Origin of the sequence: Sphingobacterium spiritivorum (assembly GCF_016725325.1) — a bacterium.
Classification (GTDB): domain Bacteria; phylum Bacteroidota; class Bacteroidia; order Sphingobacteriales; family Sphingobacteriaceae; genus Sphingobacterium.
On record NZ_CP068083.1, the window covers coordinates 3,653,225 to 3,668,926 of the forward strand.

The window sequence follows — 15,702 nt, forward strand, 5'->3', positions numbered from 1 at the left end:
CTAAAGATTATGATGAATGTTATTCACCTGAGTGTTGAGTGCTATCCTGTGGCCAAAGTAGGAGGGCTGGCGGATGTGGTGGGAGCATTGCCCAAATACCAGAACCGGTTAGGTATCCATGCGTCTGTGGTCATGCCATGGTATGATAAACCCTTTATTCTGCAACACTCTTTTGCCGTGATTGCGACAGGTATGTTCGCAATGGGATCTGCAACGATAGCCTATGAGATTTGGAAAGAACAGGACCAGGTGTTGGGGTATGAACTTTATATGATTCGGATACCGGGATATCTGGACCGTGCAGATGTGTACGGATATGCTGATGAGGGAGAACAGTTTATTGCCTTTCAACATGCATTTCTGGACTGGTTGATTCAATCTGGTCAGACTCCGGATGTAGTGCATTGCCATGATCATCATGTAGGTCTTATTCCATTTTTGATACAGTGGGGTAATGATTTTGAACGTTTGCGCGAAGTCAAAACAGTCGTTACTGTGCATAACGGACAATATCAGGGATGGATGAATTGGAATAAAGGTATTCTTTTACCGGCTTTTGATACCTGGAAATGGGGGCTTCTGGATTGGGATGGACTTATTAATCCCTTGGCAGCAGCTATCAAATGCTGTACAGCATTCACGACTGTTTCCGAGGGATATCTCCGTGAACTATATACAGATGCCAATGGGCTGCAGTCACTATTTGCAGATGAATCTGGTAAAGGATATGGCATTGTCAATGGAATTGATACCGAAATCTGGGATCCGCAAACGGATCCGGCTGTAAAAGTTCATTTTCAGGCCAGGAATGTAACTTCCGGGAAAAAGGCAAATAAAGAATCTTTTTGTAAAGCCTATGGCTTAGATCCTAAAGTGCCTTTAATGGTGTTTATAGGCAGGTTTGCAACCGAAAAGGGTGCAGATTTATTAAATGAGATTATTGTTAATTTATTTGAGGTTAAAAACGAAAAATTAAGTATATTTATTTTAGGTTCCGGCGATCAGGAAATCAGAGCATCGTTAGAAGGATTAACAGGTCATTATGAAGGACGTTTTGCCGCGTTTTTCGGTTATGATGAATCTCTTGCACATTGGGTCTATGCATCGGCCGATTTGTTGCTTATGCCATCGCGTGTTGAACCTTGCGGACTTAATCAGTTATATTCACTGCGGTACGGTACTGTGCCAGTAGTGAGGGCAATTGGCGGACTCAAGGATACTGTCGTTGATATTACCGCTGAGGACGGTTATGGTATTTCATTCGATGAGGCAACAGTAGAAAGTGCAATAGAGGGTATAGAACGTGCTATCCTTTTTGCGGAAGACAAAGCCCGGTTCGATAAGAACAGGAAGAAAATAATGTCCCTTGATTTTTCATGGGACTCATCGGCTAAAAAATACATTCATTTATATAACCAGATAAATAAATAGATTATGTTGCCAAAAGTCGTATCCATAGTATTGGGCGGAGGACGTGGTACGCGTCTTTTTCCCCTGACCGATGAACGGTCCAAACCAGCTGTTCCGATTGCCGGCAAATATCGCCTGGTAGATATTCCTATTTCGAACTGTCTGAATTCAGGATTTATACGGATTTTCGTATTGACCCAGTTTAATTCGGCTTCGCTGAATAAGCATATCAAGAACACATACATTTTTAGCGGCTTTAGCAAAGGTTTTGTAGATATCCTGGCTGCAGAGCAAACGAATGAAGGTGATCGCTGGTACGAAGGTACTGCCGATGCAGTAAGACGATCTCGCAAGTATTTGCAAAATGTAGATTACGATTATGTGCTTATTCTTTCCGGTGACCAGCTTTACCAAATGGATTTTTCGGAGCTCATTGATTTTCACATTCAAAACAAAGGGGAGGTCACTCTTGCTACCATTCCGGTATCCAAAAAAGATGCTCCGGGTTTTGGTATACTGAAAGCAAATGAGCGGAATGAAATTACTTCTTTTATTGAAAAACCAAGTACTGAATTACTTCCGAACTGGACTTCTGAAGTGAGTGATAATATGAAAGCGCAAGGGCGTAATTATCTGGCTTCTATGGGTATTTATGTGTTTTCAAAAGGAATTCTAAATCAGTTGCTGAATGAAAACCCGGGAATGGACTTCGGTAAGGAAATTATTCCGGACGCCATTGGACAGAAAAATGTTTTAAGCTATCAGTATGACGGATACTGGACAGATATCGGTACAATTGATTCTTTCTTCGAAGCTAATATTGGATTGACGGATGACATTCCTTTATTTAATCTCTTTGACAAGAACACAATTTTTTCCAGAGCGCGGATGTTGCCTCCTTCCAAGATTTCGGGGACTACGGTGATCAATAGTATCGTAGCGGACGGATGCATAATAGTAGCTGAAAGTCTGGAGAAATCTGTTATCGGCATACGTTCCAGAATAGGAAAAGGAACCCGGTTACATTCGACCTATATGATGGGCTGTGATTATTATGAACATCTGACCGAGGTTATTGAGTTGACAAACACCCAGGCGCCGCCACCTGTAGGAGTTGGTGAGAACTGCCATATTGAAAAAGCTATTCTTGATAAAAACTGTAGGATAGGAAATGATGTTTATATAAAAGGAGGTACGCATTTACCGGATGGGGATTTTGATACCTATACTATTCGTGACGGGATTGTAGTGGTAAAGAAAAATGCAATAATTCCTCACGGTTTTAAAATAGGATAAGGTAACTGGGGAGATTATCCTGAAGTAAGCATAACTTTTTTATACATAAACATTTATAATTAAATACTACCTATGATAGATGCTGAAAAAATATTAAAGGAAGAGCAGATGTATTTCGCTAAAGAAATCATCTGCAACATTCCTTGTCATATCGGATATGTCAAAAGATTCCGCTGGCGATGGATGGCTACACAGCTGAATACTTTTGTATTTATTGCAGAAGTGAATGGTACTATGACGCAATTGATGATGAGATCCTTTGCAAAGGCATGTTATGATTATGCTATTCATAATAATAAAGGCTGGCCCAGAGGATTACAGTCCGGAGTTGGCGCTATAGCTATTCTGGTTGGTGATGAGATAACACAAGATGGAGCGGCATATTGCATGGCAGACCCCAATGCACATTTCTCTGCTTTTGAAGTTCCGGTAGCGTATCTTAAAAAATATAAGCAGCCTGTTCACTTCAGAGGAACTCAGATCTGGGGAGCGATATATTACCCGTATTTCTCTGAAATAATCAGGCGTATATGTGGAAAACTTGCTGCCAATCAGCCTCAGGAATCAATGCCGCCACCATTGCCATCTGCAGATCAGGGACAGCAATAGGCTCAGCAGTTTCTGTTTTTGACAGGCACAAAAAAAACGCCATTTCAACCGGGAAAGAATTCTAAAATATGCGTCTTATTTTAGTAAACTGTTCCGCAGGCCGAGATGGCGAAAAGTTATAACAGGTACTTTTCAGTACCTTTTTTGTTTTTAGCTAAGTTTAGATAAAGCTTCCTTAATTCTTCTCAGAGCTTCTTTCAGGTTTTCATCTGAAGCAGCATATGAAAGACGGATATAATTATTGTTTCCGAATGAATCACCACCTACTGTAGCGACATGTCCTTCATTTAAAAGATACAATGCCAGATCTGCAGAATTTTGAATAACATTCCCGTTACCGTCTTTTTTTCCAAAGAAAGAACTGATTTCAGGGAAGAAGTAAAATGCACCCTGAGGAAGGTTTGTTTTTACTCCCGGAATATCATTCAACAGGTCATACACTAGCTGACGTCTGCGCGCAAACGCTTCTTTCATCTTATTCACACTTTCCAGTCCGCCTTCGTAAGCGGCGATACCTGCACGTTGTGAAATAGAACAAGTTCCTGAAGTGGTCTGTCCCTGCATTTTATCATTAGCTGCAGCTATCTCTTTGTTTGCGGCTATATATCCAAGACGCCATCCGGTCATCGCAAATGCTTTTGAAAAACCGTTGACTACGATTACTCTGTCTTTAATGCTCTCAAATTGCGCTATAGATTCGTGCTGATCAACAAAATTAATATGCTCGTAGATTTCATCTGATATAATGTAGATTTCAGGATGTTTTTCAAATACCGCTACCAAGCCTGCCAGCTCTTCTTTGCTGTATACTGAACCAGTCGGGTTACATGGAGAAGAGAACATAAATACTTTTGATTTAGGAGTGATTGCTGCTTCTAACTGGGCAGGGGTAATCTTGAAATCCTGATCAATTTCAGTATCTATAAATACGGATTTTCCTTCGGCTAATACAACCATTTCAGAGTAAGAAACCCAATATGGAGTAGGGATGATCACCTCATCGCCCGGATTGATCAACGTCAGTAATACATTTGATAGAGATTGTTTAGCCCCTGTAGAAACTACAATCTGCGAAATATCATAATCCAGGTTGTTCTCATTTTTCAATTTATTGACAATTGCTTGTCTTAGTTCGGGATATCCCGGAACAGGAGAATAACGTGTATAGTTTTCGTCAAGAGCTTTTTTAGCAGCTTCTTTAACATTGTCTGGCGTATTGAAATCCGGTTCTCCAACACTTAAACTGATGACATTGACTCCTTTTGCAGCTAATTCACGACCAAGTTTTGTCATTTTTAGCGTAGCTGATTCGGATAAATTATTAATCCTATCTGATAAAATTGATGTTGTACTCATGGTATCACAAAGATATTATATAGAATGCAAATAATGGGTTAATTTCTTGAAAAAAGAAAAACAAATTCAGGAAATTTTATCAAAATCTATAATTATGAGCTGAAACTTAAGAAATATAAAATAACCCGTAGTTTTGTTTTCTCAAAAATGAGAATCAGGACAGCTGATTTTCTGTAAATTTAGCACAGATTCTTTAATCGATAATCCTGCAATTTAGTCTAAATCGGTAATTGGTACTTTCAAAGTAAAAAAAACAACTAAGCAATAACAAAGTATAAATTTTTGCTCCCAGAATTTTATTATTCTATTTTTTAGTTGTTACTTTACTTCTATATTTTTAGATATATAGATATGGTTGAGTTATTCAAGATTTTATCAAACGAGCACCGTTTACAGATTTTAACATGGTTAAAAGAACCTCATAAATATTTTGATGCAGTGGACATTGAACCTGAAGTTAAGGATTACGGTGTTTGTATGAGTGTGATTCAGAAAAAGGCTGGAATTTCGCAATCTACAACTTCTACTTATCTCACCTCTATGGTCAACAGTGGTGTCTTAAAGTCCACCAGAGAAGGACAATGGACATATTACAAGCGTAATGAAGAAAAGATCCAGGAATTAGCAGATTACATAAAGAGTCAACTATGATTTATGGGCTATTGCTGCTATGCTTGTTTTAAGGGAACTAACTAACTCTTAATGAAGACCATAATAGACATCTAAATAGAGACAAATATTTTTTTAGCTAATAATATCTAAAATTCTAAATATCTAAAATTTTAAAAACAATATAAATTATCATAATATGGAAACATCTAATTTTAAAGACCACCTTGCTTTTAATCGCTTGTACTCACCAAATAAACTAACGATAGGAATATTTCTCCCTCTCCGTATTTATTCAGGAAATTTAAATGATTTTGCAGCTCATATAAGCCTTATTCAACAAATGGATGAAAAAGGATTCGGAGCTATTTGGGTACGCGATATTCCACTGTTTGATCCTCATTTTGGTGATGTAGGACAAGTCTATGATCCGTTCACATATTTGTCATATATCGCTGGCGTAACAAAAAATATAATACTAGGGACTGGTAGTATTATTTTACCATTTTGGCACCCAATTTCTTTGGCCAAAGTTAGTTCTTCAATAGATCAACTGTCTGGTAACAGGCTAGTTCTTGGAGTTGGATCGGGAGATCGAGCAATAGAATTTCCTGCATTTGGAATACCTTTCGAAAGCAGAGGTGAGCGATTTAGACAAGTTTTAGAAGAGTTCCGTCAATTAAGTCAAACGACTTTTCCAAAAATAGATTCCAGCTTAACATCAATGAACGGAGTTGATCTGTTACCTAAGCCTGTAACTAAACAGATTCCAACATTAATTACAGGAGCAAGTCAGCAACCGTTAGAATGGATTGCTAAAAATGGAGATGGCTGGATGACTTATCCCGGATCGACAACAACTAAAAATGACACATTAAAACTTGCTGATAAAATAACTGCATGGAGAAATCTTATTCCTAACAAACACTTTAAACCGCACATGACGAATGAATGGATAGAATTATCTGAAGATCCCTATTTTCCAAGGACGCCGTTAAATGGCGGTTTTGTATTAAAGACCGGAAGGTTAGGACTTATTGAATTACTGAATGAATGGCAACATGCAGGTGTAAATCATGCTGCTTTAGGCATTCAATTCAGTAAGCGTCCTTTACAAGATGTTGTAGAAGAACTGGCAGAAGAAGTTTTACCATATTTTCCAACACTTTTGAAGTAAAATATAGAAGGTGAAGTATTATCTGTAAACAAAAACAAACTAAATTATTGGAAACGATATTTAATATTAATTTGGGTAATTATTATCATACTTTTATAAATTGAAATATCTAAAAGGTACCCAAACTAACTTCATTGGTGGTCTAGGGGAAACTTTAGCTAAAAAATGGTTGAGCAAAACTGAAATCGGAAGACTACATTTTTAATAAAAAAATCTTAAATGATGTCCAGAGAAAAGAGATTAGTACTTCTATCCTTGCTGACGGGTCTTGTGCTGATGCTGATAAAGTTTACCGCTTATCTAATTACAGATTCGAATGCAATATTTACAGATGCTGCAGAAAGTATCGTGAATGTGGTCGCATCGGGCTTTGCATTTTACAGTATCTATCTGTCTGCAAGGCCCAGAGACGAAAACCATCCTTACGGACATGGAAAAGTAGAGTTCTTCTCTGTCTTTGTTGAAGGCGGACTCATCTTTATTGCGGGGCTCATTATTCTTGTTAAAGCTGTTTATAATCTTTTCTTTCCCAATGAATTGCTCAATCTTTCGGAAGGTATAGGATTGATAGCAGTAACGGGCCTTGTCAATTTTATTGTAGGTGTTTACCTTGTTAAAAGAGGACGATTGCTCAAATCCCTGACTATCGAAGCGGACGGAAAGCACCTGCAGGTCGATGCATACAGCACATTTGGTCTCCTTATTGGTCTTCTGCTTATCACCTGGACTCACCTGACCTGGTTAGACAGTGTCATCTCTTTATTATTAGGTGGTTTTATTTTATTTAACGGTTATCGGTTGTTACGAAAGTCAATAGGCGGCTTGATGGATGAATCGGATCTTGAACTGGTCAATGAGGTCGTAGATACATTGAATTCCGTCAGGCGTACAGAATGGATAGATATTCACAACCTGAGGGTACAGCGTTATGGAAATGAGCTGCATGTAGACTGTCACCTGACACTGCCCCGATATTATAAACTGGATAGGGTACACGACGAGATTTCAGCTCTGGACACCATCGTAAATGCTAAATTATCTACCCGGACAGAATTTTTTGTACATGCAGATCCTTGTCTTCCTGAATGTTGCAGCTATTGCTCAATAGCAGATTGCCCTGTACGATCAGTTGCATTTGCCCATGATATACAATGGGATATTCAAAATGTAACCCGAAATAAAAAGCATTTTGAGAGCATAACCCCTTCGTAAAAATCACTTGTAGGGCGGGTAAAAGCAGGCTATTGTAAAAAAATCTTATTATACACGATCTTTTGGGGGCTAAATATGCTGTGAAAAAAGTATCTTTGCTGTTTAAAAAGCGATTTTAAAATCTTATATGAAGCATATTCGTAATTTCTGTATTATTGCCCACATTGACCATGGTAAGAGTACATTGGCAGATCGATTACTGGAGTTTACAAACACCATTAGTCAACGTGAGGCGCAAGCACAATTGCTTGATAATATGGATCTTGAGCGTGAGCGTGGGATTACCATCAAGAGTCATGCGATTCAGATGAATTATAAAAAAGACGGTGAGGAGTATATTCTAAACTTAATTGATACTCCCGGACACGTCGATTTTTCCTATGAAGTTTCCCGATCGATAGCAGCCTGCGAAGGTGCATTACTGATCGTAGATGCTTCTCAGGGTATTCAGGCACAGACCATTTCCAATCTTTACCTGGCATTGGAACATGATCTGGAAATCATTCCTATCTTAAATAAAATGGACTTACCGGGTGCTATGCCTGAGGAAGTTAAAGACCAGATCATTGATCTGATCGGAGGAAACAGAGAGGATATTATTCCTGCATCCGGAAAAACCGGATTGGGAGTTCCTGATATTTTAGAAGCTATCGTAAAACGTGTACCTGCTCCGGTTGGAGATCCGGACGGACCTTTACAGGCATTGATCTTTGACTCGGTATTCAACTCTTTCCGCGGTATCATGGCCTACTTTAAAGTAGAAAACGGAGAGATCCGTAAGGGTGACCGTGTTAAGTTTATCGCTACCGGCAAAGAATATTTTGCGGATGAAATCGGGACATTAAAATTGAATCAGGTTCCTAAGGATGTCATCAAAACAGGTGATGTAGGCTATATTATTTCAGGTATCAAGGAAGCCCGTGAGGTGAAGGTGGGGGATACGATCACACACAGAGATCGTCCGAGTCCGAATGCCATTCAGGGATTTGAAGAGGTTAAGCCAATGGTTTTTGCCGGTATTTACCCTGTAGATACAGAAGACTACGAAGAGTTACGCGAATCTATGCACCGTTTGCAGTTAAATGATGCTTCTCTGGTATTTGAACCGGAATCTTCTGCAGCACTTGGTTTTGGTTTCCGTTGTGGTTTCCTCGGAATGCTGCATATGGAGATTATACAGGAACGTCTGGAACGCGAATTCGATATGACTGTTATCACGACAGTACCAAACGTATCGTATAAAGCCTATCTGACTAAAGATAACGAAGAAGTACTCGTTCATAACCCTTCAGATCTGCCTGATCCAAGTAAACTGGATGCTATTGAAGAGCCTTATATCAAAGCTAACATCATTACAAAGGCAGAGTTTGTCGGACCCATTATGTCACTTTGTATTCAAAAAAGAGGTGTCATTGTAAATCAGTCTTACCTGACATCGGATCGTGTCGAATTAATATTTGAGATGCCGATGGGAGAGATTGTATTTGATTTTTACGATAAACTGAAGACTATTTCCAAAGGATACGCTTCATTTGATTATACCCAAATCGGGTACCGTACTTCGGATCTGGTCAAGTTGGATATCCGTCTGAATGATGAGCCGGTGGATGCTCTTTCTTCATTGATTCACAGATCAAACGCATACGATTTCGGTAAGAAAATCTGTGAGAAACTGAAAGAATTGTTGCCACGTCAGCAATTTGAAATTCGAATTCAGGCTTCTATCGGAGCAAAAATTATTGCACGTGAGACCATCAGTGCCTTACGTAAAGACGTTACTGCCAAATGTTACGGAGGGGATATTTCCCGTAAACGTAAACTTTTGGAGAAACAGAAAAAAGGTAAGAAACGCATGCGTCAGGTAGGGAATGTCGAAATTCCGCAATCTGCATTTATGGCGGTGTTGAAATTAGATTAATAGCATCATAAAATCCTATTCCTATTATAACATGAATATTTTAGACGGAAAACTCGTTTCTGCAAAAATTAAAGAAGATATTAAAGCCGATGCTGCAGCTTTTACAGCTCAGGCGGGGCGTAAACCTCACCTGGTCGCTATTCTCGTTGGTAATGACGGCGGTAGTGAAACCTATGTGGCAAGTAAAATGCGCAATTGTGAACTTGTTGGTTTTGATTCGACGAATATCCGATACGATGTCGATATTACAGAAGCTGAACTGATTGCCAAAATTCAGGAGATCAATTCGGATGATACCATTGACGGACTGATTGTTCAATTACCTTTGCCAAAGCATATTGATCCGGACAAAATCACTGAAGCTATAGATTATCGTAAAGATGTGGATGGTTTCCACCCCATCAATCTGGGACGTATGCAGCGTAATTTACCTTGTTTTATTCCTGCTACTCCGTATGGTATTATGCTGATGCTCGATTATTATAAAATCGAAACAGCGGGTAAACATGCTGTAGTTGTAGGACGCAGTAATATTGTCGGTTCTCCGATGAGTATCTTACTTGCTCGCAATGCTAATCCGGGAAATTGTACGGTAACATTGACACATAGCCGTACCAAAGATCTTAAAGCTGAGGTGCTTCGTGCTGATATTATCGTTGCGGCTATCGGGAAGAAGAATTTTGTGACAGCCGATATGGTTAAAGAAGGAGCTGTAGTGATAGATGTAGGTATTAACCGTGAAGATTCTACTGAGACAAAATCTGGTTTTAAACTGTTTGGTGATGTGGATTTTGAACATGTAGCACCTAAATCTTCCTGGATCACTCCGGTACCGGGTGGAGTAGGGTTGATGACTATTGTCGGATTACTGAAAAATACATTAGAGGCTGCAAAGGGTAATATCTACCAAAAGTAAAATTTTTGGTACAGAAATTGTTGAATTTAGTCTTTAAACTAAATTAAATTGAATATGAAAAAAATTGCACTTTTAGCAGTAGTTGCTACAGCCTTGACTATGGCATCTTGTAATAATTCATCAAATCAGCATGCGGGACATGATCACGCAGATCACGATTCCATAACTGCAGGAGACCATGTAGATGCTGCAATTGCAGATTTGCAAAAAGCTGAAGCTGATGCAAAAGCAAAAGCTGAGCAAGCTAAAAAGGATTTAGATGATGCTATTGCCCGCGGAGACAAAAAAGCTGAAGAAGCTGCTCGTAAAGCATCTGAAGAAGCAAATACGGCTTGGGAAAAAACTAAAACAGCACTGAAAGATGCTGGTCAGGATATTAAAGAAGGATTAGACAAAGCAGCAGATGCTACAGGAAAAGCAACAAGTAATGCTGTTGAAGCTACTAAAGATGGTGCTAATAAAGCAATAGCCGAAACAAAAGAAGCTGCTGAAAAAGTTGGAGATGCAACTAAAAAAGCAGCCAGCGATGTAGAAAACAAAGCTAAAAAAGTAGGTGAAGCCTTAAAAAACTAAAATCAGTATAGATCATATTGATTATTAATTTTAATTGGAGCGTTTGATCGAAAGATCAAACGCTTTTTTATGGAAGTAAATCCCGACTGTATCTTGTTTTAATGGACATTTTTTTAATATTTTCATAGAATAATATACATATATGCTACAACTATATAACAGAACTAATGCACATATTTTTGAAATTTGCAGTGTTCAAGTCGTAAAGATTAATATACATGACAGCAGATACTAAAACTCCGATTTATATTCCACTTGCAGATGTGGAAAGTGACCATGGCGCACTTATCATAGATAAGGAACTCGATAAAATCTCCGGTGTACATACGCACAAGGTAGAATTAAATAATCAACGGGCTGTAATTACAGCAAATGATCCCGATATTATAAATAAGTCTGTTTCGGCTATCCGGAATCTCGGATATGAGGTAATTACTACACGTAAAACATATCCTGTACTGGAAATGAGTTGCGCATCATGTGCCTCCAGTGTGGAAAGTTTATTGAAATACCTGCCCGGTATAGTCCATGCAGATGTAAATTTTGCGACCACTTCTGTGGTGGTTGAGTATTTTCCCAATATGACTAACCCCGAACAAATACAAAAAACTGTTCAGGCAGGAGGATATGATCTTTTGATAGAAGAGGAGGACAATCAGGCAGAAACGCTTGAGGAGATTCACCAGGAAAAGTTTAAAAAATTAAAAAGGAAAACTATAGGAGCAGCTATTATAACTCTGCCGGTGGTCATTATCGGTATGTTTTATATGGATATGCCTTACGCTAATCCGGTTATGTGGCTTCTTTCTACTCCGGTCGTCCTGTGGTATGGCAAAGATTTTTTCATTAATGCCTGGAAACAAGCGAAACATCGTTCCGCCAATATGGATACTCTGGTTGCCCTGGGATCAGGAATTGCTTACATTTTCAGTGTATTTAATACTGTATTCCCATCCTTTTGGACAGATAGAGGCATTCATGGTCATGTCTATTTTGAAGCGGCAGCCGTCATTGTGACTTTTATTCTGCTGGGAAGATTACTGGAAGAGAAAGCTAAGGGTAATACCTCGTCCGCTATTAAGAAGCTAATGGGTTTGCAACCTAAGACCGTCACTATAATCCGGGAAAACGGAGAGCAACAAATCACTCCTATCGCCAATGTGCAGGTAGGGAATATTCTGCTCGTCAAACCGGGTGAACAGGTTGCTGTAGACGGACTGGTGATCAGCGGAAAGTCTTATGTAGATGAAAGCATGCTGAGCGGAGAGCCAGTTCCTGTAAATAAACAGGAAAATGAACCTGTATTTGCCGGAACAATTAACCAGAAAGGTAGCTTTCAGTTTAAAGCAGAGAAAGTTGGTTCGGAAACGATGCTGGCGCAGATCATCCGTATGGTACAGGAAGCACAGGGTAGCAAAGCTCCGGTACAAAAACTGGTGGATAAGATCGCCGGTATCTTTGTCCCGATTGTAATTACGATCGCTATTATTGCGTTCATCACCTGGATTCTTGTCGGTGGAGATAATGGTTTTTCACAGGGACTAATCGCCTTAGCTACGGTGTTGGTGATTGCATGTCCTTGTGCACTGGGTTTAGCGACACCTACAGCTATTATGGTGGGAATAGGCAAGGGCGCCGAAAAAGGGATATTGATTAAGGATGCTGTAAGCCTTGAACTGGCTAAAAAAGTAACCGCTGTGGTGTTGGATAAAACGGGTACAATCACTGAGGGTAAACCTGTAGTCACTGACAGTCTTTGGTATACCGAAGATCAGCATAGCAGACAAGTGTTGCTTAGCATAGAAAAACAATCTGAACATCCGCTGGCAGATGCTGTCGTCAAACATCTTGCAGATACGACCATGTTGACCATCTCGGATTTCGACAGTATAACCGGGAAAGGAGCTAAAGCGAGCTACCAGCGTATGGCTTACTATGTAGGTAATCGTAAACTGATGCTGGAGAAAGGAATCCTTATCCCGGAAGATATTGCTGAAACTGCAGATAAATGGAGTAAGGAATGGAAAACTGTGATTTGGTTTTCGGATGAGCAGCGTATCCTGGGACTCTTTGCAATCGCAGATCAGATCAAGGAAACATCCATTCAAGCTATTCAGGAGTTGAAACAGGCTGGTATAGCCGTGTATATGCTCACCGGAGACAACGAGGCCACAGCTAAGGCTATTGCAGCAGCTACAGCTATTACTTCATATAAAGCGGAGGTACTTCCGCATGAAAAAGCTGAATTTGTAAAGCAGCTTCAGCAACAGGGTAAGGTCGTCGCTATGGTGGGTGACGGAATCAATGACAGTACAGCGCTCGCTCAGGCAGATGTCAGTATAGCGATGGGTAAAGGAAGTGATATCGCAATGGATGTGGCTAAGATGACCATTATCTCTTCAGATCTTACCAAGATTCCGGAAGCGATCCGTCTTTCCAGACAAACGGTGGCTACAATCCGTCAGAATTTGTTTTGGGCATTTATCTATAACGTTATCGGTATTCCATTGGCGGCAGGCGTGTTGTATCCTGTAAACGGCTTTTTACTCAACCCGATGATTGCAGGGGCTGCAATGGCACTCAGCAGTGTGAGTGTGGTAAGTAACAGTCTTTTGCTGAAAATGAAAAAATAATATTATACATCATTACCATAATGATGTACATCAGAATACATAAATAGTTGCGAAATTTGTAGTACAAGAATAAATTATAATACTCATGAACGATACATTAAAATTCAAAACCAATATTAAATGTAGCAGCTGTGTTGCTAAGGTAACTCCATTTTTAGATGCAGAGGAAGGTATAAAGCAGTGGGAGGTGGATACTTCTACAGCAGACAAGATACTTACAGTAGAAACAAATGGTATGACTGAAAGTGAAATAAAAAACGCAGTAGAAAAGTCGGGTTATAAAATTGAGTCCGTCTCCTAAAAAAATTCCGGTGGTTTGTTGAATCGTATGGAGGTGTTTAAAAAAAAACATTCTCCATACTTTTGTTATAAGGCTTTTGTCTGTTTAATGTGGAACGGCTGTACAAAGTTCAATCAGGAAACCATCAGGATCTCTCAGATACACCACCTGTTGTCCCCATGGTTTGGATGTAAGGGGAGAGACCACAGTAGCACCGGCAGTGATTGCCTTCTCAAGTACTTCTTCAATTTCGTCCGTAACAAACCCTACTTCTATACCAAAAGGTTTCGCTTGCAGATTTGCTTCGATAAACCCTTCAGGAAGATTGGAGTCCGCTAATTCTCTGGAAGCGAAAGAAAGAGTCGTTTCTCCTGTAATCAGTTCTGCATAATCATGCTGAGGAGTAATGAATTTTCGCTCCAGTCCAAAAGCTTTTTCATAAAACTGAATTGATTTTGTAACGTCAGATACGTAAAGTATTGTATAACCTAATTTTACCATATGGAATTACTCAAAATAAATGAACTTTAAAATTAGATAATAAAATCTAAAACTACCGGAACATTGTGTGAAACTGCAGAAAGAGATTATCTCTTTAACTGGCTTGGGGCAATTCCGAATCTTCGTTTGAATGCAACTGTAAAGTGTTGAGGGTTTTTGTAGCCGACAGCGTCAGCAACTTCACCGATGTTCATATGCTGATCCCGGATCATTTTACGTGCCTCTTCCATCTTGGTATCATTCCAAAAGCCAAAAACTGTCGTGCCGAATAATTCCTTAAATCCTTTTTTTAATAAAAAATCATTTGTACCTACTATCCTTGCCAGGTCTGTGAGACTGTAGGTCTGATCCATGTGTTGCAGAATAAATTCTCTAACAGCATATATTTTTTCAATATCTGACTTTTTGAGTGAGGAATGTGAAGAATTGCCTGAATTCATCTGTTCCAGCTGTAAAAGCAGGAGTTCGATGACTTTTGCCTCGAGAAACATTCGCTTAAAAATTCCTTTGCGGTCACAGTTGATGATTTCCTGAATGATCTGTAACATCTCCAGATTGATGAGGTTATTATGTTTATGGAGAAATGTAGAACGCCCGGTTGCAATGGCATTATGAAAGTAATTGAACAGGGAGCCTTCTTCAGGTAAGTAACGTTTGAAAAAGGAAGGATGAAGGTTGACTTCAAATACCTTTAAATTCTGTTGTTCCCATTGAATCTGACCGGATATATTATTGGCGTAAATAATATTATGCTGATTGCTGCTGAAATTAAGATGATGCTGAATATCTTCTGAAGAAGTGATACTGTCACCACTTAATGTAAAGTGCATCTCGACTGTTTCAAAATCACTTTCAAAATGGATTCTGGTTTTTTTTGCGAACGCAATATCTCCGTATCCGATATGAATACCATCAAAATACACTTCTTTATAAAAACCTTTTCCAAAAAGATTATCAATATACAGACACTCTTCTTTCATATGTGGGTCTGAGGCGTGATGTGCATTGGGATAGTCCTTGTGTAGTACAAGATCCGGAATGTCATCTGCATAGAGGTTTAGGACCATATTGTTTGTATAAAAAATGTACTAATCGGCAAATTAATCCGTCATACGGCATTTTTACTCCCTGATGCGTAATGAACAGGATAGCCTGATATAATACCTTTGCAAAGGTATGAAATTATTTAGAATCTATCTAAATAAACTAAAG

At 39.2% G+C, this 15,702-nt stretch carries 14 protein-coding genes; 11 read left to right on the forward strand and 3 right to left on the reverse strand.

Annotated elements, in window-relative coordinates; all coding sequences use genetic code 11:
• Positions 1–9 precede the first annotated feature (9 nt).
• The 3 genes from I6J02_RS15310 (at position 10) to I6J02_RS15320 (ending at position 3,315) form a co-directional block, all read left to right on the forward strand.
• Positions 10–1,431: a glycogen synthase gene (locus I6J02_RS15310; protein WP_201678712.1), complete on the forward strand. Its 1,422-nt coding sequence runs from the start codon at positions 10–12 to the stop codon at positions 1,429–1,431.
• A 3-nt stretch (positions 1,432–1,434) separates the two neighbouring features.
• The gene (locus I6J02_RS15315; RefSeq protein ID WP_201678713.1) at positions 1,435–2,706 is read left to right on the forward strand and encodes a glucose-1-phosphate adenylyltransferase; all 1,272 of its coding nucleotides are present in this window, start codon (positions 1,435–1,437) and stop codon (positions 2,704–2,706) included.
• A 72-nt stretch (positions 2,707–2,778) separates the two neighbouring features.
• Positions 2,779–3,315 (forward strand): hypothetical protein, encoded by a 537-nt coding sequence (locus I6J02_RS15320; protein WP_201678714.1) that lies wholly within the window; start codon positions 2,779–2,781, stop codon positions 3,313–3,315.
• Positions 3,316–3,465: 150 nt separating this feature from the next.
• Here I6J02_RS15320 and I6J02_RS15325 read toward each other — a convergent pair whose 3' ends face one another.
• Positions 3,466–4,608 (reverse strand): pyridoxal phosphate-dependent aminotransferase, encoded by a 1,143-nt coding sequence (locus tag I6J02_RS15325; protein WP_201681743.1) that lies wholly within the window; start codon positions 4,606–4,608, stop codon positions 3,466–3,468.
• A 414-nt stretch (positions 4,609–5,022) separates the two neighbouring features.
• Between I6J02_RS15325 and I6J02_RS15330 the strand changes: the two genes are divergently transcribed.
• The 8 genes from I6J02_RS15330 (at position 5,023) to I6J02_RS15365 (ending at position 14,010) form a co-directional block, all read left to right on the forward strand.
• On the forward strand, positions 5,023–5,322 hold the full coding sequence (locus I6J02_RS15330) for an ArsR/SmtB family transcription factor (RefSeq protein ID WP_115169134.1): 300 nt from the start codon (positions 5,023–5,025) through the stop codon (positions 5,320–5,322).
• A gap of 157 nt (positions 5,323–5,479) precedes the next feature.
• Positions 5,480–6,457, forward strand: a complete 978-nt coding sequence (locus I6J02_RS15335) for an LLM class oxidoreductase (protein WP_201678715.1) — start codon at positions 5,480–5,482, stop codon at positions 6,455–6,457.
• A gap of 219 nt (positions 6,458–6,676) precedes the next feature.
• Positions 6,677–7,669 carry a cation diffusion facilitator family transporter gene (locus tag I6J02_RS15340; protein ID WP_201678716.1) on the forward strand — a complete coding sequence of 331 codons (993 nt, stop codon included), beginning with the start codon at positions 6,677–6,679 and terminating at the stop codon, positions 7,667–7,669.
• Between the two features lie 127 nt (positions 7,670–7,796).
• Positions 7,797–9,587 (forward strand): translation elongation factor 4, encoded by a 1,791-nt coding sequence (lepA, locus tag I6J02_RS15345; RefSeq protein WP_115169131.1) that lies wholly within the window; start codon positions 7,797–7,799, stop codon positions 9,585–9,587.
• A gap of 31 nt (positions 9,588–9,618) precedes the next feature.
• The gene (locus tag I6J02_RS15350; protein ID WP_201678717.1) at positions 9,619–10,503 is read left to right on the forward strand and encodes a bifunctional 5,10-methylenetetrahydrofolate dehydrogenase/5,10-methenyltetrahydrofolate cyclohydrolase; all 885 of its coding nucleotides are present in this window, start codon (positions 9,619–9,621) and stop codon (positions 10,501–10,503) included.
• A gap of 54 nt (positions 10,504–10,557) precedes the next feature.
• A complete protein-coding gene (locus tag I6J02_RS15355; protein WP_201678718.1) occupies positions 10,558–11,076 on the forward strand; it encodes a hypothetical protein in 519 nt (172 codons plus the stop codon).
• 218 nt (positions 11,077–11,294) lie between these two features.
• Positions 11,295–13,709, forward strand: a complete 2,415-nt coding sequence (locus I6J02_RS15360; protein WP_201678719.1) for a heavy metal translocating P-type ATPase — start codon at positions 11,295–11,297, stop codon at positions 13,707–13,709.
• An 85-nt stretch (positions 13,710–13,794) separates the two neighbouring features.
• Entirely contained in the window at positions 13,795–14,010 is a 216-nt protein-coding gene (locus I6J02_RS15365; protein ID WP_201678720.1) for a heavy-metal-associated domain-containing protein, read from the forward strand.
• A gap of 84 nt (positions 14,011–14,094) precedes the next feature.
• Here the strand turns inward: I6J02_RS15365 and I6J02_RS15370 are convergent, their stop codons facing one another.
• Positions 14,095–14,490 carry a VOC family protein gene (locus I6J02_RS15370; protein ID WP_201678721.1) on the reverse strand — a complete coding sequence of 132 codons (396 nt, stop codon included), beginning with the start codon at positions 14,488–14,490 and terminating at the stop codon, positions 14,095–14,097.
• Positions 14,491–14,576: 86 nt separating this feature from the next.
• Positions 14,577–15,557, reverse strand: coding sequence for a helix-turn-helix transcriptional regulator (locus I6J02_RS15375; protein WP_201678722.1), 981 nt, complete (start codon positions 15,555–15,557; stop codon positions 14,577–14,579).
• Positions 15,558–15,702 lie beyond the last annotated feature (145 nt).

Bases quoted from the DNA above. Each gene is read 5' to 3' on its own strand.
- I6J02_RS15310 (WP_201678712.1), top strand. From the start codon at position 10: ATGATGAATGTTATTCACCTGAGTGTTGAGTGCTATCCTGTGGCCAAA.
- I6J02_RS15315 (WP_201678713.1), top strand. From the start codon at position 1,435: ATGTTGCCAAAAGTCGTATCCATAGTATTGGGCGGAGGACGTGGTACG.
- I6J02_RS15320 (WP_201678714.1), top strand. From the start codon at position 2,779: ATGATAGATGCTGAAAAAATATTAAAGGAAGAGCAGATGTATTTCGCT.
- I6J02_RS15325 (WP_201681743.1), bottom strand. From the start codon at position 4,608: ATGACAAAACTTGGTCGTGAATTAGCTGCAAAAGGAGTCAATGTCATC.
- I6J02_RS15330 (WP_115169134.1), top strand. From the start codon at position 5,023: ATGGTTGAGTTATTCAAGATTTTATCAAACGAGCACCGTTTACAGATT.
- I6J02_RS15335 (WP_201678715.1), top strand. From the start codon at position 5,480: ATGGAAACATCTAATTTTAAAGACCACCTTGCTTTTAATCGCTTGTAC.
- I6J02_RS15340 (WP_201678716.1), top strand. From the start codon at position 6,677: ATGATGTCCAGAGAAAAGAGATTAGTACTTCTATCCTTGCTGACGGGT.
- lepA (WP_115169131.1), top strand. From the start codon at position 7,797: ATGAAGCATATTCGTAATTTCTGTATTATTGCCCACATTGACCATGGT.
- I6J02_RS15350 (WP_201678717.1), top strand. From the start codon at position 9,619: ATGAATATTTTAGACGGAAAACTCGTTTCTGCAAAAATTAAAGAAGAT.
- I6J02_RS15355 (WP_201678718.1), top strand. From the start codon at position 10,558: ATGAAAAAAATTGCACTTTTAGCAGTAGTTGCTACAGCCTTGACTATG.
- I6J02_RS15360 (WP_201678719.1), top strand. From the start codon at position 11,295: ATGACAGCAGATACTAAAACTCCGATTTATATTCCACTTGCAGATGTG.
- I6J02_RS15365 (WP_201678720.1), top strand. From the start codon at position 13,795: ATGAACGATACATTAAAATTCAAAACCAATATTAAATGTAGCAGCTGT.
- I6J02_RS15370 (WP_201678721.1), bottom strand. From the start codon at position 14,490: ATGGTAAAATTAGGTTATACAATACTTTACGTATCTGACGTTACAAAA.
- I6J02_RS15375 (WP_201678722.1), bottom strand. From the start codon at position 15,557: ATGGTCCTAAACCTCTATGCAGATGACATTCCGGATCTTGTACTACAC.